The organism is Paenibacillus sp. FSL L8-0708 (assembly GCF_038009325.1).
Lineage (GTDB): Bacteria > Bacillota > Bacilli > Paenibacillales > Paenibacillaceae > Paenibacillus_AQ > Paenibacillus_AQ odorifer.
Map to the genome: position 1 here is coordinate 1,680,850 of NZ_JBBPBC010000001.1, position 19,906 is coordinate 1,700,755.

The 19,906-nt window shown below is 47.5% G+C and carries 16 protein-coding genes and 1 pseudogene; 15 read left to right on the forward strand and 2 right to left on the reverse strand.

Going from position 1 to position 19,906, the window contains the following annotated elements; all coding sequences use genetic code 11:
• Window position 1 precedes the first annotated feature (1 nt).
• The 12 genes from NYE58_RS07815 to NYE58_RS07870 all read left to right on the forward strand — a co-directional run bounded on the left by NYE58_RS07815 (window position 2) and on the right by NYE58_RS07870 (window position 13,471).
• Window positions 2-931, forward strand: a complete 930-nt coding sequence (locus NYE58_RS07815) for an ABC transporter permease (RefSeq protein WP_038569247.1) — start codon at window positions 2-4, stop codon at window positions 929-931.
• A gap of 58 nt (window positions 932-989) precedes the next feature.
• Window positions 990-1,937: an FAD binding domain-containing protein gene (locus tag NYE58_RS07820; protein WP_038569248.1), complete on the forward strand. Its 948-nt coding sequence runs from the start codon at window positions 990-992 to the stop codon at window positions 1,935-1,937.
• Window positions 1,924-4,218 carry a xanthine dehydrogenase subunit D gene (gene pucD, locus NYE58_RS07825; protein ID WP_038569249.1) on the forward strand — a complete coding sequence of 765 codons (2,295 nt, stop codon included), beginning with the start codon at window positions 1,924-1,926 and terminating at the stop codon, window positions 4,216-4,218. The genes NYE58_RS07820 and pucD overlap by 14 nt, the downstream gene beginning before the upstream one ends.
• The gene (locus NYE58_RS07830; RefSeq protein ID WP_080742422.1) at window positions 4,205-4,741 is read left to right on the forward strand and encodes a (2Fe-2S)-binding protein; all 537 of its coding nucleotides are present in this window, start codon (window positions 4,205-4,207) and stop codon (window positions 4,739-4,741) included. Before pucD ends, NYE58_RS07830 begins: the two co-directional genes overlap by 14 nt.
• 4 nt (window positions 4,742-4,745) lie before the next feature.
• Window positions 4,746-5,258: a 2-oxo-4-hydroxy-4-carboxy-5-ureidoimidazoline decarboxylase gene (uraD, locus tag NYE58_RS07835; protein WP_038569250.1), complete on the forward strand. Its 513-nt coding sequence runs from the start codon at window positions 4,746-4,748 to the stop codon at window positions 5,256-5,258.
• A 47-nt stretch (window positions 5,259-5,305) separates the two neighbouring features.
• Window positions 5,306-6,256 (forward strand): factor-independent urate hydroxylase, encoded by a 951-nt coding sequence (pucL, locus tag NYE58_RS07840; RefSeq protein ID WP_341001536.1) that lies wholly within the window; start codon window positions 5,306-5,308, stop codon window positions 6,254-6,256.
• A complete protein-coding gene (gene uraH, locus NYE58_RS07845) occupies window positions 6,256-6,660 on the forward strand; it encodes a hydroxyisourate hydrolase (RefSeq protein WP_038569253.1) in 405 nt (134 codons plus the stop codon). The genes pucL and uraH overlap by 1 nt, the downstream gene beginning before the upstream one ends.
• Window positions 6,661-6,693: 33 nt before the next feature.
• Window positions 6,694-8,088 (forward strand): allantoinase, encoded by a 1,395-nt coding sequence (locus NYE58_RS07850; RefSeq protein ID WP_076275376.1) that lies wholly within the window; start codon window positions 6,694-6,696, stop codon window positions 8,086-8,088.
• Window positions 8,085-9,341, forward strand: coding sequence for a Zn-dependent hydrolase (locus tag NYE58_RS07855; protein WP_076275375.1), 1,257 nt, complete (start codon window positions 8,085-8,087; stop codon window positions 9,339-9,341). The genes NYE58_RS07850 and NYE58_RS07855 overlap by 4 nt, the downstream gene beginning before the upstream one ends.
• Window positions 9,342-9,375: 34 nt before the next feature.
• Entirely contained in the window at window positions 9,376-10,608 is a 1,233-nt protein-coding gene (locus NYE58_RS07860) for a pyridoxal-phosphate-dependent aminotransferase family protein (protein ID WP_076099510.1), read from the forward strand.
• Window positions 10,609-10,842: 234 nt separating this feature from the next.
• Window positions 10,843-12,660 carry an adenine deaminase gene (locus NYE58_RS07865; protein WP_036680124.1) on the forward strand — a complete coding sequence of 606 codons (1,818 nt, stop codon included), beginning with the start codon at window positions 10,843-10,845 and terminating at the stop codon, window positions 12,658-12,660.
• Between the two features lie 358 nt (window positions 12,661-13,018).
• Window positions 13,019-13,471: an IDEAL domain-containing protein gene (locus NYE58_RS07870; RefSeq protein WP_036680123.1), complete on the forward strand. Its 453-nt coding sequence runs from the start codon at window positions 13,019-13,021 to the stop codon at window positions 13,469-13,471.
• A 90-nt stretch (window positions 13,472-13,561) separates the two neighbouring features.
• On the opposite strand, the gene hemH is transcribed toward NYE58_RS07870, so the two are convergent.
• Window positions 13,562-14,575 carry a ferrochelatase gene (gene hemH, locus NYE58_RS07875; RefSeq protein WP_036680010.1) on the reverse strand — a complete coding sequence of 338 codons (1,014 nt, stop codon included), beginning with the start codon at window positions 14,573-14,575 and terminating at the stop codon, window positions 13,562-13,564.
• Between the two features lie 454 nt (window positions 14,576-15,029).
• Between hemH and NYE58_RS07880 the strand changes: the two genes are divergently transcribed.
• Complete coding sequence (locus tag NYE58_RS07880) at window positions 15,030-17,327, forward strand: FMN-binding protein (RefSeq protein WP_036680007.1); 2,298 nt, start codon at window positions 15,030-15,032, stop codon at window positions 17,325-17,327.
• A gap of 197 nt (window positions 17,328-17,524) precedes the next feature.
• Window positions 17,525-18,481 (forward strand): 3'-5' exoribonuclease YhaM family protein, encoded by a 957-nt coding sequence (locus NYE58_RS07885; protein ID WP_036680004.1) that lies wholly within the window; start codon window positions 17,525-17,527, stop codon window positions 18,479-18,481.
• Window positions 18,482-18,550: 69 nt separating this feature from the next.
• On the opposite strand, the gene NYE58_RS07890 is transcribed toward NYE58_RS07885, so the two are convergent.
• Window positions 18,551-19,207: a 3'-5' exonuclease gene (locus NYE58_RS07890; protein WP_038569262.1), complete on the reverse strand. Its 657-nt coding sequence runs from the start codon at window positions 19,205-19,207 to the stop codon at window positions 18,551-18,553.
• Window positions 19,208-19,318: 111 nt separating this feature from the next.
• Between NYE58_RS07890 and NYE58_RS07895 the strand changes: the two are divergent.
• Window positions 19,319-19,834, forward strand: a pseudogene (locus NYE58_RS07895) (TerD family protein); the annotation flags it as partial.
• Window positions 19,835-19,906: the final 72 nt, after the last annotated feature.

A 19,906-nucleotide genomic window follows, 5' to 3' on the forward strand; every position in this document is an offset into this window, starting at 1 on the left:
AATGGATTTTACAACACAGCTACTTATTGCCGCTATTTCCGCAGGGACCCCGCTGCTGCTGGCTACGCTGGGAGGCATTCTAAATGAACGAGCCGGCATTATACAGCTTGGGGCTGAAGGTCTGATGCTGATGGGAGCGGTCATCACTTGTATCGTGTATATTCGCTCCGGAAACCTGCTGCTCGCTCTGTTGGCTACCGTAGCTGTAACGGCTGTGCTTGGTTTGCTGCATTCTTTTCTCTGTGTGACCTTGCGGGCGAATCAAACGATGTCCGGTCTTGCGATGACCCTGTTTGGCAGTGGGTTGAGCGCTTATCTTGGTAAACCGATCAGCGGCATTCCTTTGCCGGGAACCTCCCCTAAGCTGCATCTGGCTTGGCTGGAAAATGTACCGTTCATCGGAAAAATATTCGGCAACATGGACTACCTAACCTGGTTCAGCCTGCTGCTAGTGCTTGCTCTGCATCTGCTAATTCACCGCACTTCATGGGGCCTGCATTTGCGGGCAGTCGGAGACAGTCCGGCTACCGCAGATGTGATGGGGATCCGTGTACAGCTTATCCGCTACAGCTATGTGATCACCGGTGCTGCTCTCATCGGCCTGGCCGGAGCGGATATGGTATTGGCCTACGCGCCAACCTGGAATGAAGGGCTGACAGCCGGCCGGGGCTGGATTGCGGTAGGGCTGGTGATTTTCGCCAGATGGAATCCGCTGCGTGCCTTGTTCTGCGCCTACTTTTTTGGGGCATTGGATTCACTTGGCTTCCGTATTCAATTGCTGGGCAGTGCAGTTCCGCCCTATTTTCTCAAAATGATTCCGTACCTTGTGACCATTCTGGTCCTGATGTACCTGGGGTACCGCAATCGCAACAAACCATCCGGCACACCGGAGGCGCTCGGAGTTCCTTATATTCGGGAACAAAGGTTTTAAGGCAGGCTATACGAGAAGGGAAGCGGCAATCTGGTACTCAAAAAGGGAGGCGGAGTGTATGGGAGCTATACGGGAAGAGGAAGGAAGGCTACCTGAAGTAATTCAACCCCGCAGCCTGCACGAAGCTTGGGAGAGAAAGACGGCGTTTGGAGACAGTGCCCGATATGTTGCAGGGGGAACACTGCTGAGAACAGGGTGGGAAAATGGAACGACTCATATGCCCAAACAGCTGATTGATCTTCGGCAAATTACAAATCTCGGCGACATTACCTTAACGGAATTTCACTTATCTCTGGGCGCTCTTGTTCCACTCTCCCAGTGCCGCAGTAATGAGCATTTGCAGGCCGTAGCTCCTGCGCTGCAAGAGGCTGCACGTTGCATAGCGGCTCCGTCGGTGCGTAATCTTGCCACGCTCGGGGGCAATATCGCTTCTGGCTTCGGAGATATTCTACCTGCGTTACTGGTCTATGACGCGGAGTTAATCTCCTTTGACGGCAAATTTATGACGGCACTACCTTTGATAGAGTGGCTAAACAATCACTGGAGCGGGATAAAATCTGCGGCGGATCTTGTGGCTGAGATTCGCATCTCACCTACTCGCTTAGAGAGTCCGTTAACGGATAGGCTAGAAATTTTTCGTAAGGTTGGCCGCAGGGAAGCGTTCACCCCTTCACTTGTAACGGTAGCAATCTCAGCATCAATCGATGAGGAACACCGTTTCCGTGAGGTGCGTATCGCCGCAGGTGGGGGCTCTGGTCGGCCACAGCGACTAAGTAGGGCTGAAGTTATGCTTGAAGGTGTGAGGTATACAGATGAGCTGTTGGCTTCTTTATATGAAGGGGTTGAGAACAGCTTTGAGACGTATAGTGATCCCTTTGCAACAGAACTTTACAAGAAAAAGACTGCTGGGAATTTGGTTGTATCTGAGCTGTGGAAGGCTATGAATATACGGAGTTTAGAGGTGAATAACCCGACGAAAGGAGAGAGGGAAAATGCTGCTGAATAAGGAATCCAGCGGTAGCCGCTGGCGTACACGACCTGATGGAGAGGGCAAGGTATCCGGTAAGCTGCAGTATTTGACCGACATGAGGGCAGAAGGAATGTTGATCGGCCGCGTGCTCCGCAGTGAGCAGGCACATGCTCGTATTTTGTCCATACGCATTGAGAAGGCCATTGAAGTCCCTGGTATACACGCTGTAATCACTCATGAGGATGTGCCCGGACTTAACGGCTTTGGCATAGCTTTGCCGCATCAACCGGTATTTTGCAGTGATCGTGTGCGTTACACTGGCGATGCGATTGCGGCAGTCGCGGCTGAGACGGACGAAATTGCGGAATACGCCTTATCTCTTATCGAAGTGGATTATGAGCTTCTACCCTTGCTGGAGAATCCGGAAGAGGCGATGAAAAAGGACGCAATTTTGCTGCATGCCGAGGGAAACGTGCTTCATCATACGGAATATCGGAAAGGGGAGCCGGAAACGGTATTTACGGATTGCTGTCATGTGGTAGAGGAGACTTACTATACACCACGCCAAATGCACACCTATATGGAGACTGAAGGTGGACTGTTTATCCCAGAGGATAACGGACGGCTTACCGTATATTCAGCTACACAACATGGGTTGATGGATCGCCTGCAGCTATCCAGAATTCTGGCTATTCCTCAAGAAGATATTCGCGTCATCTCGAGTCCTATCGGCGGGTCCTTTGGAGGAAAAGACGAGCTGAATGTACAGCCGTATGGAGCGCTGCTCGCCTTGCGGACACTCCGTCCGGTAAGACTGCATAATTCGAGAGCTGAATCGGTACGTGCAGGACTAAAACGCCATCCCATGAAAATCACCATGAAGACTGGCTGCGACCCCGAAGGAATCATCAGGGCACATCAGGTCAGAATTATTTCGGATACGGGAGCTTACGCAACACTGGGGGCGGAGGTGCTCAACTTTGCGACAGAACATGTGATGGGCCCCTATATCATCGATCATGTGGATGTGAAGGGTTTTGCTGTATATACCAATAACGGTGTATCTGGTGAATTTCGCGGGTTTGGCGGCAATCAGGCGATTTTCGCTTTGGAGGGACAAATCGATCGGTTGGCTGAGCGATTGCAGATCGATCCGTGGGAAATGCGCCGCCGCAATTTGCGTAAATATGGAGATCTGGGGCCACTGGGTCAGGAAATTGCTCAGACCGATGGTGCCTTTCAGGTGTGGGAAGCGCTGGCGGGTTCGCCTCTTATGACTGAGGCCGCATCTACAGACAGTGATTCAGGTGTTGTGGAACCTTGGATCGTAACTGGAACGGGTGCTGCTATAGCTATGCATGGTGCAGGACTTGGTTATGGTATTCCCGATCCGGCGGGTGGCAGGCTCTCTTTGACGCTAGAGGGCAAGATTGAGGCGGTGTTTGGTTACGAGGAGTTTGGTCAGGGGTTAATCGCAACAATGGAACAAATGCTGATTGAACAGTTTGGCTTGGCGGCAGAGGATCTAAGCATCGTCATTGGCGATACGGATGTTGTGCCTGATAGCGGATCTAGTACGGCTTCCCGATCAACCAGCATGATGTGGATGGCCTTGAAACGGCTGCGTCCAGACTTCACCGCTCGAGTGCTGCAGGCAGCTGCGATGATAAAGCCAGAGCTGGATAACTATGAAATGAAGCTCGGCCCTGGCGGCATTTGGCTAAAAGACGGCGGTCTGCTTCTGACTTACAAGGACTTGGCACAGCGTATTTCAGAACCCATTGTCTGTAATACAAAGTTTACTTATCCAACCACACCCTTTAAAAGAGTGGGGGCACATTTCCTATACACCTATTCTGCAATCGCAGTCCGCGTGGAAGTTAATCTACTTACTGGACGTGTCCGTGTACTGGACCAATATCATGCGGTAGCGGCGGGACCGGTGGCTAATCCGCAAGGTTATCTCGGGCAGATCGAAGGTGGCAGCAGTATGGCGGTAGGCTTCACCTTGTCAGAGGATGCTGTGATGTCAGGCGGCAGCTATGTCACCAAAAATTTAGACACCTATTTGGTGCCGACCATTGCCGACATGAATGGCAGCATTCAGGTGCAGCCGATAGAGGATTTGCCGGATCATGACACGTACGGTCCTCGCGGCATTGGAGAGGTGGGTTCCGTCAATTTAGCTCCGGCAGTCGTGTCAGCCATATTTCAGGCTGTAGGGAAGCATGTAACCAAGCTGCCCATTGATCCCGAATGGCTGCAGTCTACACCGTTTATTCCACAAAAGGTGGTGAACATCCATGCCGAGTCATAATTCAGATCACAATCTAGATGAAGAGAACCCAATCCCAGCTTCGTCTGAGGAAGCCTTCACAGAAGAGAGGTTCACCTTTAATTGCAATCTTAATGGGAAAGCGATATCCATGGAGATTCCACCCTCCCGCCGGCTTTTAAATGTCATACGTGAAGATTTGGAGCTGACCGGCACAAAACGTTCTTGTGAGATTGGCCGCTGCGGGGCATGTATGGTGCTGGTGGATGGACGTCCAGTGAATTCATGTCTGGTCATGGCCTATCAATGCTCAGGTGCGGAAATTACAACGATTGAGGGTCTTAGTGAAGTAGGCCTGCACCCCGTTCAACGGGCTTTTTTAGAAGAGGGGGGGTTCCAATGCGGTTATTGTACACCAGGGATGGTTATCTCGGTGGTTGCTCTGCTGGAAGAGAACCCGCATCCTACTCAGGGTGAAGTGGAAGAAGCTTTATCGGGTAACATTTGTCGCTGTACAGGGTACGGAGGCATTTTACGGGCTGTTAACAAAGCTATTGGAGGTTGAGTGGATGGTCGTTTCTGAAGGCAGGTTTACGTTGGAAGAGATAAATGCCATGAGTATAACGGATTTTGTGAAGCATCTAGGCGGCATTTTTGAACATTCACCGTGGGTAGCAGAGGAGGCGTATAAGCAGATTCCGTTCCATTCTTTAGAGCATTTGCATAGCACAATGATGCAGACCGTACTGAGTGCTGACCGGAGCCGAATGGAGGAACTATTAAAAGCTCACCCAGATTTGGCGACTAGGCTTCAAGTTACGGCTTTATCTGCCTCAGAGCAGCAGGGAGCTGGACTGGATCGGCTAACAACGAAAGAGTTCAATCTATTAAATGATCTGAATCGAAAGTATACGGACAAATTTCATTTCCCTTTTATTCTAGCTGTTCGTGGCAAAAACAAAGATGACATTATCAGCGCCATTGGAGTGCGAGTAGAGCGTTCCCCTCAGGAGGAATGGGTTCAAGCCTTTTCTGAAGTCGGTACAATTACGAGATTTCGCCTAAGTGATTTAATTATTTAATCATTCATTCATTCATTCATTCATCATAAACGGGGAGGGTGTCAGCCATGCTGGAACCAATTAACGGACGTACAATGTTTTATGGAAAAAGTGATGTGCTAACTTATCGTACCTATGCTAAACCGCTGGCCGTTACCCCCGTTCCCGAATCTTCCTTCACGGGCTGCGACAACATTATATTCGCACATAATATTACATTCGCAGTCACGGGCGAAGCGTTTCTTCCTTCTTTTTCAGAGGGGAATAATTCCATGGTCGTTGCTACCGATTCTATGAAAAATTTCATCCTGCGCAATACCGCGGACTACACAGGAAGCACAACGGAGGGGTTATTGCAGCTTCTAAGCAGCCGTTTTCTCGATAAATACGATCATGTCACCGCAGTTTCAGTTTCCGCAGACCGGTTACCTTTTGAACAGGTGATGGTGCCCGGGGTTGACGGGCTTAAACAGAGTCATTTAGTACTGCGTCACTCCAATAATGAATCTTATTCGGCTTCGTTAACTATAAAACGTGGAGAGAATGGGACTGAGGTTATCGCTCATGAATGCCGATTGAAGAATTTACAGCTGATAAAAGTAAGTGGAAGCTCGTTTTATGGATTCGTCCGTGATGAGTATACAACATTGCCGGAGAGCTTTGACCGTCCGCTTTATATTTTTCTGAATATTAACTGGACCTACAGTGATGTTGAGCATGCTCTGGATGGAGATTTAGGCCAATATGTGGCTGCGGAGCAGGTTCGCGATATCGCCCATAGCGCTTTTCATGAGCTGAACAGTCCTTCAATCCAATCGTTGATTTATCAAATTGGGCTGCGCGTATTGTCCCGTTTTCCACAGCTGGCTACCGTTTCATTTGAGTCCAATAACCGGACTTGGGAAACCATTGTTGAGCCTGAAGAAACTAAAGGTGGAGTCTTCACCGAACCTCGTCCACCCTATGGTTTTCAGGGCTTTTCTGTCAGCCGTGCAGATCTGGCCGGAGAGACAGCGTAATGAGCGGGCGTCTTACCACCCATGTGCTGGATCTGTCGCGGGGGATTCCTGCTACAGGTCTGACGCTTCAGCTCTGGAAGCTTACGGATGGGATGAGCAAGCTTCTGTGTGAAGAAGTCACGAACAGTGACGGGAGGCTGGATGCTCCGCTGCTGGAGGGAAACGAAATGGAGGCTGGATGTTACGAACTGCTGTTTATGGTTGGCGATTACTACCGTAGAGCTGATGCCAAAGCGTCAGCAGCTGGCATAGAAGTAACAGAAAGCTCAGTAGACACTCAACGTGAGATGTCTTTTTTTCTAGAACAGATACCTATTCGCTTTCATATAGAGAGCTCCATGCAACACTACCATGTACCTTTGCTAGTAGCTCCTGGTGGATATAGTACGTATCGGGGAAGTTAGGAGAAAGTTGACGACCGGAGGAGGTGGCAGCTCATGAAGGAATCCTATGAACTTGTGATTAAGAACGGGAATGTAGTGCTGCCCGATCAGGTACTCAAGCTGGATATTGCAGTATCAGAGGGTAAGATTGTCGCACTTGGAGAGGAACTTTCGCTTGCGCCGCTAACCAAAGTCATCGACGCAGATGGGTTCTATGTCCTCCCCGGTATGATTGATATGCATGTCCACTTTAATGAACCAACGTTTGGACATTGGGAAGGTTTTCGCAGCGGTTCTGCGGCGTTGGCAGCTGGCGGCTGCACAACCTATGCAGATATGCCGCTTAACGGCAATCCACCGACTGTGAACGAGGCTGCACTTCGTCAAAAGGTAGATGCTGCGGCTGGAAACTCTGCCGTTGATTATGTGCTGTGGGGTGGGCTCGTTCCCGGCAATCTGGATGATTTAGAAGTTTTGGCAGCCTCTGGTGTCACTGGGTTTAAAGCCTTTCTCTCCAATCCTGGAGGGGAGGGCGAAGGCAGATTCCGTGAAGTGGATGAGGATACACTCTATCAAGGGATGCTGCGAATCGCTTCTCTGGGCGGGATTTTGGCGCTGCATGCAGAAAGTGAGGCTATCACGGCGGTGTTGACCGCAGATGCAGTGCGAAATGGCAGAACCAGTGCAAGTGATTTTGCGGCTTGCCGCCCTGCTGAAGCAGAGCTGGAGGCAGTGTCCAGGGCGCTGCTGTACAGTGAACGAACGGGCTGCCGGTTGCATTTTGTTCATATCAGCACGGCCGCCGCCATTGAGAAAATCTATGAAGCTAAGCTTCGAGGTCTGGACGTTTCGGCAGAAACCTGTCCACATTATCTGGTCCTCACTGAAAATGATATGAAGGCTTTAGGTCCTGTGGCGAAGTGTGCGCCTCCGCTGCGAAGTGCGGTGGAGCAGGAGAAGTTATGGGAGATGCTGGCCCAAGGCAAAATCGATTTGATTGCTTCGGATCATTCCCCCTGTCCAACGGAATTGAAGGTGAAGCCGGACTTGTCTTTTTTTGCAGCGTGGGGTGGGATCTCGGGTGCGCAGAGCAGTCTGGAGCTTATGTTCCATGAAGGCGTGAATGTGCGGGGGTTGGCTGTTACATTAATTTCTAGTCTACTCGCAGGGCAACCCGCAAAACGTTTTGGAATAGAGCATCGCAAAGGCGCTATAGCTCTAGGTCTAGATGCCGATCTAGTTCTGCTTAATCCAAGCACAACCTATACGCTGACTGCGGAGGATTTATTGTATCGCCACAAGCACAGCCCCTACATTGGAAGAACTTTATCCTGCAAGGTAGTTGCTACGATCTGTCGCGGGAATGTGATCTATACCTCTGAAGAAGGAGTGATCAGTGAGGGGGGTGGACAGTGGCTGCGAATTAGGAAGGAGCAGTACAGCCTATGAATGATTCTAGAGTTCAAGCATCGACTCAGAAACTGCTGGACCTGCTGGAGGAGCTGGCGGCATTCAGCACAGCTGGGCCAGGAGTTACTAGACTGCTATATACGGAGGAATGGAGCCGGGCGCAGATTTTTTTGCAGGAAAAAATGGCTGGGCTCGGCTTAGAAGTTTCCGTAGACAAGGTTGGCAATGTATATGGACGATTGAGTGGACGCGATCCGCAGCAAAAGGTTATTTTAACCGGATCGCATATCGATACTGTAGTCAATGGCGGAAAATATGATGGTGCCTATGGGATCGCTGCGGCTATGATTGCGTTTCAAGATTTGCAGAGGAACTTTGGCCAGCCGCAGCGGACGCTTGAGGTCGTATCTTTTTGTGAAGAAGAGGGGAGCCGATTTCCGCTTGCTTATTGGGGTTCGGGCCATGTCACGGAAAGGTATGACGGAAGCGAGGCCGAGACCTGTATGGATGCAGAGGGCGTGACGTTAAAAGCAGCAATGGCACAATCCAGCTTCTTACAGGACATAACGGGGGAGAAAGCTTCTAAGCGGACTGGAGTCAGAAATGATATTGGTGCTTTTGTAGAACTGCACATCGAGCAGGGGATTATTCTGGAGAAGACGGACACTCAGATAGGCGTAGTTCAGGGGATTGTTGGCCAGAGACGATATGTGGTCAAGGTCAGTGGTATTGCTAATCATGCGGGCACGACACCGATGTTTATGCGGCAGGATGCACTGGCTAGTGCGGTTGAAATGCTGTACGTGCTTGAAAGTTCTGCTAAAACGGCTGGTGAACCTCTTGTAGCAACCTCGGGTAAGCTTGAGGTGAATCCGAATACGCCAAATGTGATCCCGGGTGAGGTTCTTTTTACATTAGATATCCGCCATAGTGAAGAGGACGAATTGGAACGTTTCTGTGAGAAGCTTCTTGCGGAATGTAATGAAATTGCCGTTAAACGTGGGGTAACTCTGGAGGTTACATCCGTGCTCCACACAGTCCCTGCGCCTATGGATATGAAGCTATCTGCAATGCTGGAAAATATCTGCCGCCAACAGGGGAAGACGTACCGCACGATGGTAAGTGGAGCGGGACATGATGCCCAGCTATTGGCGCCGCGTTGCCCTACTGCGATGATATTTGTGCCAAGCCGAGCTGGCATCAGCCATTCTCCGGAAGAGTATACCTCCCCTGAGCAGCTCGCGGCTGGGCTTGAGGTTCTGACTGCGATGTTATATGAGTTAGCTTATTAAAAAGAGTTCGCCGAACTTTTAAGGGAGGATCATCATGAAGCGTTACGAAGATTTGTCGCCGTCCCAACGCTGTATTATGACTCCGGGTCCGGTCGAGGTAGATCCGCGTGTACTGCGGGCGATGTCTTTTCCGGTGCTGGGTCAGTTTGATCCAGAGTTCACCTCTATTATGAATGAAACGATGGAAATGCTGCAGGAGCTGTTCGCTACTCGTAATTCATGGGCTTACCCTATCGATGGTACCTCCCGTTCTGGAATTGAAGCCGTGATGGTTAGTTTGATCCTGCCGGGTGAGCGTGTGCTGATTCCGATCTTTGGCCGCTTCGGACATCTATTGCATGAGATTGCTGAAAGATGTGGCGCTGAGGTGTTCGTGCTGGAAAAGCCATGGGGGAGTGTGTTTGAGCCGGATGAAGTGATAGCAGCTATGGAGACTTTTAAGCCACATGTGGTGGCAATGGTTCATGGGGAGACCTCTACAGGACGTGTGCAGCCACTCGCGGAAATCGGTAGAGCTTGCCGCCGGATGGATGCTTTATTCATAGTTGATGCAGTTGCAACCATTGGGGGCCTTCCTGTCGAGACAGATGCTTGGATGTTGGATGCCGTCGTTGGCGGTACACAGAAATGTCTGTCCGTCCCTTCCGGAATGGCACCGATAACGTATAATGATCGTGCTGAAGCTAAGCTCATGACCCGAAAACGAGTAGAACGAGGGATTAGAACAAGTGATGTCCAGCCAGGTGACTTATCTTTTGTCCGCAGCAATTATTTCGATCTCGGCATGCTTCAGGATTACTGGAGTCCACAACGTCTCAATCATCATACAGAGATGACCTCAATGCTTTATGCACTGCGGGAGGGCTTGCGGCTTACCCTTGAAGAAGGACTGGATGCCAGATTCGCCAGACATATCCTCCATGAAAAAGCACTTGTAGCTGGATTAACAGCTATGGGTTTAGAACTATACGGGGATCCTTCCTGCAAGCTTACTGTTGTTACCTGTGTGCTGATCCCTGAGGGGATAGATGGGGAAGCTGTCCGTTCGCTGCTGCTGGGGCGGTTCGGAATTGAAATTGCCAGTTCTTTTGGACCGTTAAAGGGAAGGATCTGGCGCATCGGTACGATGGGTTTTAGCTGTCGTGAGAATAACGTGTTGCGGCTGCTTGGAGCGCTGGAAGCCGCATTACAGCGTCATGGATTTAAGGGGCCTTGCGGGTTTGGGGTTCAGGCAGCACTTGACGTATATGAGGCAAAAGTAAGATAATCGTTGGAATAGAGCGGATGGCGGGAGAGTAAAAACAGGGGCATGTCCGGATGGTTTGGACAATCTTTGGGAATAAGTAAACGGCTATCATCTACAGGGATGATTGAGCCGTTTTTTCTTACAAATACAGACCTGCGCAACTATATTATCCTAGGCTTAATAGTTAGGCAATCCTCTATGATTACGGATCTATTCACTACATCAAGACAACACTTGGATACTAACGGGGGAGAGATGAAGATGACAACTTTTACAAGAAAGCCTTTAGCAGATTGTGTACCTGAGCTTGTGGCTACGGCAAGAGGCGATAAACCGGCAACACTGGTAATTACAGGTGGAAAGCTGGTCAACGTATGCTCTGGTGAAATTCTAGAAGGAATGTCTGTTGGTGTTCAAGGTGTACGAATTGCTTATGTTGGTAAAGATGTGACACATATGATTGGCGAAGGAACGCAAGTTATTGATGCGAACGGCAAGTATATAGCTCCGGGATTGCTCGATGGCCACTGCCATATTGAGAGCACCCAGCTAACCGTTACTGAATTTTCCCGCGCTGTTTTGCCGCTTGGCACAACAGGTGGTTTCTTTGATGCGCATGAGATTGCTAATGTATTCGGGCTGAAGGGTATTCAATTGATGCTGGATGAGATGCGGGGTACGCCGTTAGCTGCTTACATGCAGGTGGCTTCTTGTGTGCCTGCGGCAGGTGCGGAATTCGAGACAACGGGTGCCTCAATGGGTCCTGAAGAAGTTGCCGAAGCTTTTACTTGGGGCAAAGATGTGATTGCTCTGGGCGAAGTGATGAATTTCCCTGGCGTTGTTTACGGCGATGAGAAAATGCTTGGAGAGATTCAAGCTACGCTGCGGGCAGGCAGATTTGTTGACGGTCATTTCACATGGCCTTCCAGCGACTGGAGACTGCCAGTGTATGCTGCGGCAGGGGTGACTGGTGATCATGAGTGTGTTACAGCAGACGATGTGATTGAGCGCGTTCGACTGGGCATGTATGCCAAAATGCGCCGGGGCTCGGCTTGGCATGATGTTGCCAAGACCATCACCGCTCATACAGAGCGTGGACTTGATCCGCGCCGCATGATGCTGGTAACTGACGACCGCAGCTCGGAATCGTTACGCGACGAAGGTCATATGGATTTCGTTGTTCGCCATGCGATTGCTCAAGGCGTGAAACCAGTAACAGCCTTCCAAATGGCAACTATTAATACAGCAGAGCGTTTTGGGTTGTCTCAGGATATCGGATCTATTACTCCAGGTTCTTTTGCGGATATTATTCTGCTGGACGGGAATTTGGCCGATGTTCACGTGGTACTTACGATTGCCGCGGGTGTAGTAGTTGCCGAAAATGGTGTGATGACGGCAGAGCTTGCTAAATTCACTTATCCAGAGGAAGTTTTGGCTTCGGTTCATTTGCCACAGCGTCCTACCGCCGAAGATTTCATTATCGCGGCTCCAATTGAAACAGGTGAACTTACTGCAAGAGTTATTAAAGTAAGAGAAAATCATGTAGAGACCATTGAACGTATAGTTTCGGTACCTGTAGTGGCAGGGCAGTTGGATGTAAATGCTGTGGAGGGTCTGTGTAAAATCGCTGTGCTCGAACGGCATAAAGGAACAGGAAATAAATCAGTGGCTTTTGTGGAAGGCATCGGTTTTAAAGAGCCGGCTGCTATCGCAATGACTGTTGCTCATGATAGTCATAATGTACTCGTCATCGGCAATGATAATGAGTTAATGGCTAAAGCTGCGAATGCGGTGGCGGACGCTCAAGGTGGGGTTGCCGTAATTACTTCTAGTGGAGAAACGTTATTCCCGTTGGCCATTGCAGGCCTAATGTCTACAGAGCCATTTGAAATTGCTGCTGAGAAATCAGCTGCGATCAGCAAAGCGTTGTATGATGCCGGCTGTACTTTGAATTACGCGTTTATGACTTTATCGCTGCTTGCTCTGGCGGTTATCCCAACGTTACGTATCACCGATAAAGGACTCGTGCGGATTTCACCTGAGGGAATACAGTTAGTGCCACTGTTTGTTTAAGTAAATTAACTGAAGCATAATCCTAATGCGAAAAACTGTTCTGAGGTCGTAATGACCATTCAGAACAGTTTTTTTTGTTTAAATATAAGAAAGTAAAAGCTTCACATGATGCGTAATCTTTATACATCTTATTGTAATGAACAATAATATTAAACAGATTTTTAGAGAATGAAACATTTTTCTGAGCGAAATCCTAAAAAAATATAAATAAAGCATAGTCAGGTGACGATAATAATGTTAAATTAGATAAAATTAAAGTGAATTAATGGAGTTAATTTTACAATAATGGCATATAAAGAATTATAGATAATGGCAGGTTTCGAATAACCCAACTAAGAGGGACGAGGTGCATGGAGAGATGATCAGACTAGAAACGCAAGATATTTTGAATATTAGCATGAAGCAAATTGCTACTATTTTTAAGATGAAGCCGCTTGAACTGAGATTTGTCACCGATTTTCAGGGTGAGAAATATCTCTTAACTAATGATAAGTTACACCTCAACAACCAGCAATATTGGGCAAAGGTTATGGAATGTGTCTTTGATGATCATGTTAGACCTGTGTTAATGTGTGAGGTATTATATTTCCTTCGTAATGAATTTCTGGAAAGTGACATTAAGTTATGTTTTTCTTATGATTACGCAGAGGATGGGAATGGCGCAGCTACAGCTATGGCTGAAGTATCCTTTAATGACTCAGCAGATTTACAGCCGAGTGAGATTGCCGAGCTGATTGATTTTGCGTTGACCTTACAGGACAAGCAGTGGTTCCATGAACTGACTACGAAATATAAGCAGCTTACAGCATAAGTATCCTTTCGATTCTTCATGCTTAACAATTGATATAGCTAACCGTCTTGTCTGCAACAGAGATGATCTGTGGACAAGACGGTTTTTGTTTTACCACCCTTGGGCATTTTTTTCTACAAGTTCAGCCAAAAAATCAAGCCAATCCTCATGGTTATTCAAACAGGGAATTGCCATAAATTCCTCTGCTTGTCCTCCACCAGCCTCGAATTGTTCTCGTCCTTCTATGGCTAGCTCATGCAGCGTTTCCAGACAATCGGTCACAAGACCCGGTGAAAAAATCAGAGGTCTACGTATTCCTCGTCCGGCAAGCTCTCCCAGAACATCCGCTGTAGACGGTCCTACCCATTCTTCTCGCCCGAAACGTGATTGAAAACTAAGCTGCCAGCGTTCGGGCTCCCAATTCATAGCAGAAGCAAGAAGACGTGCGGTTTCCATACATTGCTGCGGATAAGGATCACCGGTATCCGCATACCGTTTGGGAATCCCATGGAAGGTCAGTACAAAATAATCAGGTTCTATGCTCAGATTCTCCATTTGACGCAGCAGGTGTGACTTCAAGGCTGAAATATAACCGGGCTCATTATAGTAGGCATCAATAAATCTTAGAGCCGGAATCAGACGTTTAGTTACAGGTCCAGTGGAGCTTTGGCGACCTAAGGCTGCAAAGCTGGCCTGATCGAATACGGATGCGGTAGTCGTGGACGAATATTGCGGAAACAGCGGCACAATGATAATTCGGGTAACTCCGGCCGTGTCGAATTTCGCCATCGCTTGCTCCATGCTGGGTTCGCTATAAGCCAATCCAAGCTCTACCTGATACCTTGGACCCAGCAGTTCTTGCAATCCAGATTGCTGAGCTGAAGAATGAAGGAGCAGTGGTGATCCTTCGGTTGTCCATATTTGACTGTACAGCTCAGCGGACCGGCGTGGACGTGAACGCAGAATCACGCCTCGCAGCAAAGGCTGCCACAGCAGAGGAGAATAATCTATGATTCGGCGATCTGATAAAAAACGTTTCAGATAAGGCCGTACAGCTTTTGCAGTTGGTGCAGTAGGGGTGCCGATTTGGGCGAGTATAACTCCAATAGGTGGCTGTTTGCTCAAAGCACAGAACTCCTTTCCCATATAAGAGATCGTTCTAAAATAGCATAGCTAACCTTGAATGCACAGTTATTGAGATCACTTTGCGTGTATAAATTAATTTTAATCGCAAATAGTGATGTTTCTTATAGGGTGTGTGATTTTCGATACAGAAGAACCGCAGAAAGGTCTGGTAGTATCAAACCAGAAATTGATGGAAAACGGGTGTAAGTGTTTTTATAATAACTTATGTGAATTATTTCACCTTTTATGCAGCTTTGTGTTAAAAGGAAGAAATGAAATAGATTCAAGATATTTTTTTTATTGAAAATCGAGCGTGCAAAAGCATGAGAGGGGGGATGAGTTCTTATGAAGAGAGAAGTTATGCTTCATAAGAAGAGAAGGGGCGCATCGTACGAAAAAGGTTTGGTTAACAAAAAGCTACATATCACTGGGGTTTGGTAAAGGAGAATTTTCATTGAAAAAACTAATTTCTTTAACGGTTAGCGCGGCTATATTGTTAGCGCCGTTTGCTTACACACTTAATGTGCCTGCTGTAAACTTGAAGGTGGATGCAGTATCGGCAGCCTCCGAAGAAGCGGATGCACCGGCAGCAAAACCAACAGCAAAACCAACGGCAAAACCAGCAGCAACACCAAAAGCAACGGCAAAACCAGTAGCAACACCAAAGCCAACAGCAAAACCAACAGCAACGCCAAAGCCAACGGCAAAACCAACAGCAACGCCAAAGGCAACAGCCAAACCAGCAGCAACCCCAAAAGCTACAGCAGCACCAGTAGCAACCCCAAAAGCAACCGCTGCACCAGCAGCGACAGTAGTACCAGCAGAAACTGTTAAGCCTGTGGCTACAGCAAAGCCTGTTACAGTTAATGAAAACGTATACCAAGATGGAGTTTACGTAGCTTATGGCGATGCATACTCCAAAGGCACGGAAGGTGCCAAGATCGAAATTAAAGATGGCAAAATTACTAGCATTGAGCTTTTGAGAACCAGTCCTAAGCTGATTGATAGAGATGCCCGTAACAATTATAGTGCTTTATGGCAAGCTTATGGATTGATGAAGGATAGATTGCTTGGCAAAACAAGAGATGGAGCAGCGGCAGTTGATGCTGTTTCGGGAGCTACCCGCTCCAGTAATGGCTGGAAATTGTCTGTAGATAGAGCGTTTGAAAGAGCTCTAACAGTGAAAGATACAAATGCCGTTTACTTTGATGGAGTTCATATGGGCGTAGATCCTACAGGTAAATATTCTGTATTTGCGACCTACGAATCCAACAAGCTCACAGATGTTAAAGTGTATCCTATGAACAGCGCTGGTGATTTCATTGAGGAGAAAGCTTACACAGCTGAGCAAGCGGCAGCGGTTGCAGCTATAGCTCCAGCCTTGCTGGCCAAAGGAACAGAGGCACAACCTGCTGGAGGTCTTGAAGCCGACTTTAAAGCAGCGATTAACGCTTTCTGGGATGCTGAGCAGAATGCAATAATCAACAATACATCTGCTTATGTAGACGGATTCTATTCCTCTTATGGTACGGCAAGAAGTGTTGGCGTTGAAAGAGCTGACATCGTGATTCGCAACGGTAAGTTGGTTGATGTGAAGCTGTTTAGACTTGGCAACAACCTGATTGACAGAGGGGCAACAGCTTATGCGGAAGTAGTAAAAGCAAATGCTCCTATGACAGCTAAGCTGCTAGCGAATGGTTCATATATCGCTAACTATGATGAAAAGGTTGACGGAATTTCCGGAGCTACGGAAAGTAGTCACAGCTGGAACCAAGCTGTAGAAAGAGCATTTGAGAAGGCGCTGAAGGTTCCTGCTGAAGGTCAATATTTTGACGGCAAATTTGCCGGAGTAGATAACCAATCTAAAGTGCTGCTGCTAGTTGATGTTGATGCAGATGCGGTAACAGGCATTAAAGTAAGTCTGTTTGGAGCTGACGGCAAGCTGATTGCTGACGATAAACTGAGTGCAGAACAAAAAGGATGGGTAGCTACACTCACATCCGGGCTGTTAGAAAAAGGTGTGCAAATGGCCGATATTACAGGCCAAGAAGCATTGTCGGCAGCAGCTAAAGCAGCACTGACAGATGCTTTGACCAATGCATCCAAAGTCCAAGGAACCTATAAAGACGGAACCTTTACTGCATTTGGTGATGCTTATGATAAAGGAACGAACAGAGCGGACGTTACCCTGCGTAACGGCAAAATCGTAAATGTAGCATTGTATCGTGTAGGAATGAACCTTGTAGATAGAGGGAACGCTGCTTACCCTGAGGTGGTAAAAGCAATTCCTCAGTTGACGGCTAGCTTCCTCGCAGCAGGTACTAGAGAAGGCGTGCAGGAAGTAGATGCTGTGTCCGGTGCAACTAGCAGCAGCGTGGCTTTAAAGACTGCGGTGGATAGAGCATACGGAAAAGCTGAGGTTGTAGAAGCTAATAAAGCGGCTTATTTCGATGGAATCTTCATTGGTGTAAGTGCCGATAAGCTTGTAAATGTTATGGTGAATGTAGAGTACGGTGTTCCTGTCAAAATGCTTGTTTATTATTTGGATAAAAACGGAAGTGTAAGAACAATCAATCAGTTAACGGACGCGGAGCTGGCAGTGAAAGGTGAAATCGAGTCGACATCGACCGGATATAGCCTGCACAAATATGGTTACCGTCCAGCAGTCTTCGGAAAAAATGATGCAGAGAAAGAAATATCCGCTAAAGCGGTAGAAGCTATTAAATCAGCACTTGAATCGGCTGGTAAATAATTATCGTTTTATAATAAAAGGAGGATATTCCAGTGCCAGAATATGGCCGGGGAGTAGCCTCCTTTTTCAAATATTCTTGGCTTGTACATAAATATGAAAATAGATCGTATAGTGATTTAAAGGGATTTTGGAGGTGAGTGTCTAAAGTTTAATATAGAGAGCAGGCCGAAAGCCTGTTATTAATAGGAGGCTCCAACATGACACAAATTAAACAGCTCGCTCCACAAGATGAATTTGTTGGCTTTTATCTTTTAAGAGAGCTGGCAATTAAACAAACGAACGGCACTCCTCCAAAAGATTATTTTGACATCGTCCTGGGGGATTCCACTGGACAATTATCCGCGAAATATTGGGATGCCAGCACAACTGATAAAGAAACTTTTTTTCCTATGGCGCTTGTGAAGGTACGCGGGATTGCTCATACTTATCGTGAGAAATTACAAATAAAAATTACTAAAATCAGGTTGGTTAACGATGAGGATGGCGTTGCACTTACGGATTTCATCCGTTCTGCCCCAATTCGTCCAGTAGACCTTATTCATACGATTAAAGGGGTTATGGCAAGTATTTCGGATCCGGAAATTGCTTCAATTGTCTCTTTTTGTGTGGGTAAAGTGGAAGAGAAATTGATGCATTATCCGGCAGCCAAAACACATCATCATGCTTATTTTGCCGGACTTGCTTATCATATGGTGCGTATGCTGGAAATCGGTGATTTTCTGTGCAAGCAGCGTCCGTTCTTGAATCCAGATCTAATGAAGGCCGGGATCATTCTGCATGATATCGCGAAGCCGGAGGAGATGGTCTCCCAGCTTGGGATTGTCTCGGAATATAGCGTTCAGGGCAAATTAATTGGCCATATCTCGATGGCGTCTAATTGGATCACGGAAGCGGCTATCCGCTTAGATATTGATTTGAATTCGGAAAAGGTTATGGCGTTACAGCATCTCGTATTGTCACATCATAATCTGGGCGAATGGGGGAGTCCTGTTCAGCCACAGACAGCTGAGGCAGTCGCTCTGCATCATATCGATGCGATGGATGCGAAGCTGCAAATGGTGGAGGATGCTTTGGATACCACACCGGAGACCGAGGAATGGACACCGTTCATCAGAGGTCTAGAGAATAAGGCTGTGTATCGTTTGAAGATTTAAGTGATGTTCTGTAAAACCAAACCCCCAATCAGCAGAAAAGAGCTGGTTGGGGGTTTTTAATGTTCTTGATTATTTCGACAAAGTGGCGCGGCTGCTATAAATGGAGGGTTTATGTTTAGTGCCTTGTTTCTTAACAGGCTTTTTCGCGCGAGTCGAAAATGGGGTATACCCACCGGCAAATATCGTTCCGCTAGTATATCCTTGACTGGCAGAGAGCAATAGAGGATCATAGTGCTCCTCCTGCTCCATAAGTTTTACTAGAATTGCAGCGGCTGCGCGTGCGTCATCCAAGGCATCATGGTGCTTTAGCGTAATGCCGAAAAAATCGGAGACTACATTAAGTTTATGGGAGGGCAGGTCGGGCAGCATTTTTTTGCCTAATAAATAGGTACATAAGTATTGAAAGCTTGGGTAGCTCAGGGACATTCCATCGAGACAATAACGCAGGACGCTCATATCAAAAGCAGCATTATGCGCCACGACGATTTGTCCGTGTAGTAAAGGTTCAACGGTGGGCCATAGCTCTTGAAAAGTAGGTTGGCCGATTACCATTGATGGTGTGATGCCGTGTATCGAAATGTTCATGCCATCAAACCGCTGCTGCGGGTCAATTAGCCAAGAATGCTCTGCGGTTATATTTCCAGCTTTAACTTCCACAAGTCCCAAGGCACATGCGCTGGATCGACTGGAGTTCGCGGTCTCAAAGTCAATTGCTATAAAGTCCATTCGTAAAGCTCCTTATCTATCATATATACGTTTCATATTAAAGTAGTAAAATGATAAATACAATCTAGTGAATCACAATGAGCTGTTCAGTAAAAATAAGGAGATGGTAGAGTGCGGCTTATAAAGGGGCAAAAGGTGGATATTACGAAAGGGAGAAACGTGAACAAGCTTTTGCTGAAATTTGGGTGGATGACTGCTGATATTAGGATTGGCATAGACTCTGCTGCTTTTTTACTGTCAGAACAGAACCGTTGCGAACGCGATGAGAACTTTATCTTTTATGGCAATCCGTTGTCTATAGACGAAGCTGTAACTCATTCTGTCTTACAACAAGGGGATAAAGAAGCTATCGCCATTACGCTTTCTCGACTTCCTAAGGATATTACTAGAATAGCTTTAACTTTAACGATCTATGAAGGAGAAAAATTAGGACACTCTATGAAGCAAGTAACCTCTCCTTATCTGCGCTTAGTGGATGCTGCTAGCGGTGAGGAATTATTCGTTTTCGAGTATGGCTCTGACCTGTCGACGGAGACAGCTATTGTGGTTGGAGAGCTATATCGCTATGGTTCAGAGTGGAAATTCAGTGCAATTGGAAGTGGCTTTGAGGGAGGATTGGCTGCTTTATGTACAAACTATGGGCTCGTTATTGAAGAAGACGAAGGAAACCTTGAGGTAGCGGCCACAGCTGAGTTAACC

Coding starts and splice junctions, on each gene's coding strand:
- NYE58_RS07820 (WP_038569248.1), top strand. CDS start 990: ATGGGAGCTATACGGGAAGAGGAAGGAAGGCTACCTGAAGTAATTCAA.
- NYE58_RS07850 (WP_076275376.1), top strand. CDS start 6,694: ATGAAGGAATCCTATGAACTTGTGATTAAGAACGGGAATGTAGTGCTG.
- pucD (WP_038569249.1), top strand. CDS start 1,924: ATGCTGCTGAATAAGGAATCCAGCGGTAGCCGCTGGCGTACACGACCT.
- NYE58_RS07855 (WP_076275375.1), top strand. CDS start 8,085: ATGAATGATTCTAGAGTTCAAGCATCGACTCAGAAACTGCTGGACCTG.
- NYE58_RS07870 (WP_036680123.1), top strand. CDS start 13,019: ATGATCAGACTAGAAACGCAAGATATTTTGAATATTAGCATGAAGCAA.
- uraH (WP_038569253.1), top strand. CDS start 6,256: ATGAGCGGGCGTCTTACCACCCATGTGCTGGATCTGTCGCGGGGGATT.
- NYE58_RS07830 (WP_080742422.1), top strand. CDS start 4,205: ATGCCGAGTCATAATTCAGATCACAATCTAGATGAAGAGAACCCAATC.
- NYE58_RS07865 (WP_036680124.1), top strand. CDS start 10,843: ATGAAGATGACAACTTTTACAAGAAAGCCTTTAGCAGATTGTGTACCT.
- NYE58_RS07860 (WP_076099510.1), top strand. CDS start 9,376: ATGAAGCGTTACGAAGATTTGTCGCCGTCCCAACGCTGTATTATGACT.
- NYE58_RS07885 (WP_036680004.1), top strand. CDS start 17,525: ATGACACAAATTAAACAGCTCGCTCCACAAGATGAATTTGTTGGCTTT.
- NYE58_RS07890 (WP_038569262.1), bottom strand. CDS start 19,207: ATGGACTTTATAGCAATTGACTTTGAGACCGCGAACTCCAGTCGATCC.
- pucL (WP_341001536.1), top strand. CDS start 5,306: ATGCTGGAACCAATTAACGGACGTACAATGTTTTATGGAAAAAGTGAT.
- uraD (WP_038569250.1), top strand. CDS start 4,746: ATGGTCGTTTCTGAAGGCAGGTTTACGTTGGAAGAGATAAATGCCATG.
- NYE58_RS07815 (WP_038569247.1), top strand. CDS start 2: ATGGATTTTACAACACAGCTACTTATTGCCGCTATTTCCGCAGGGACC.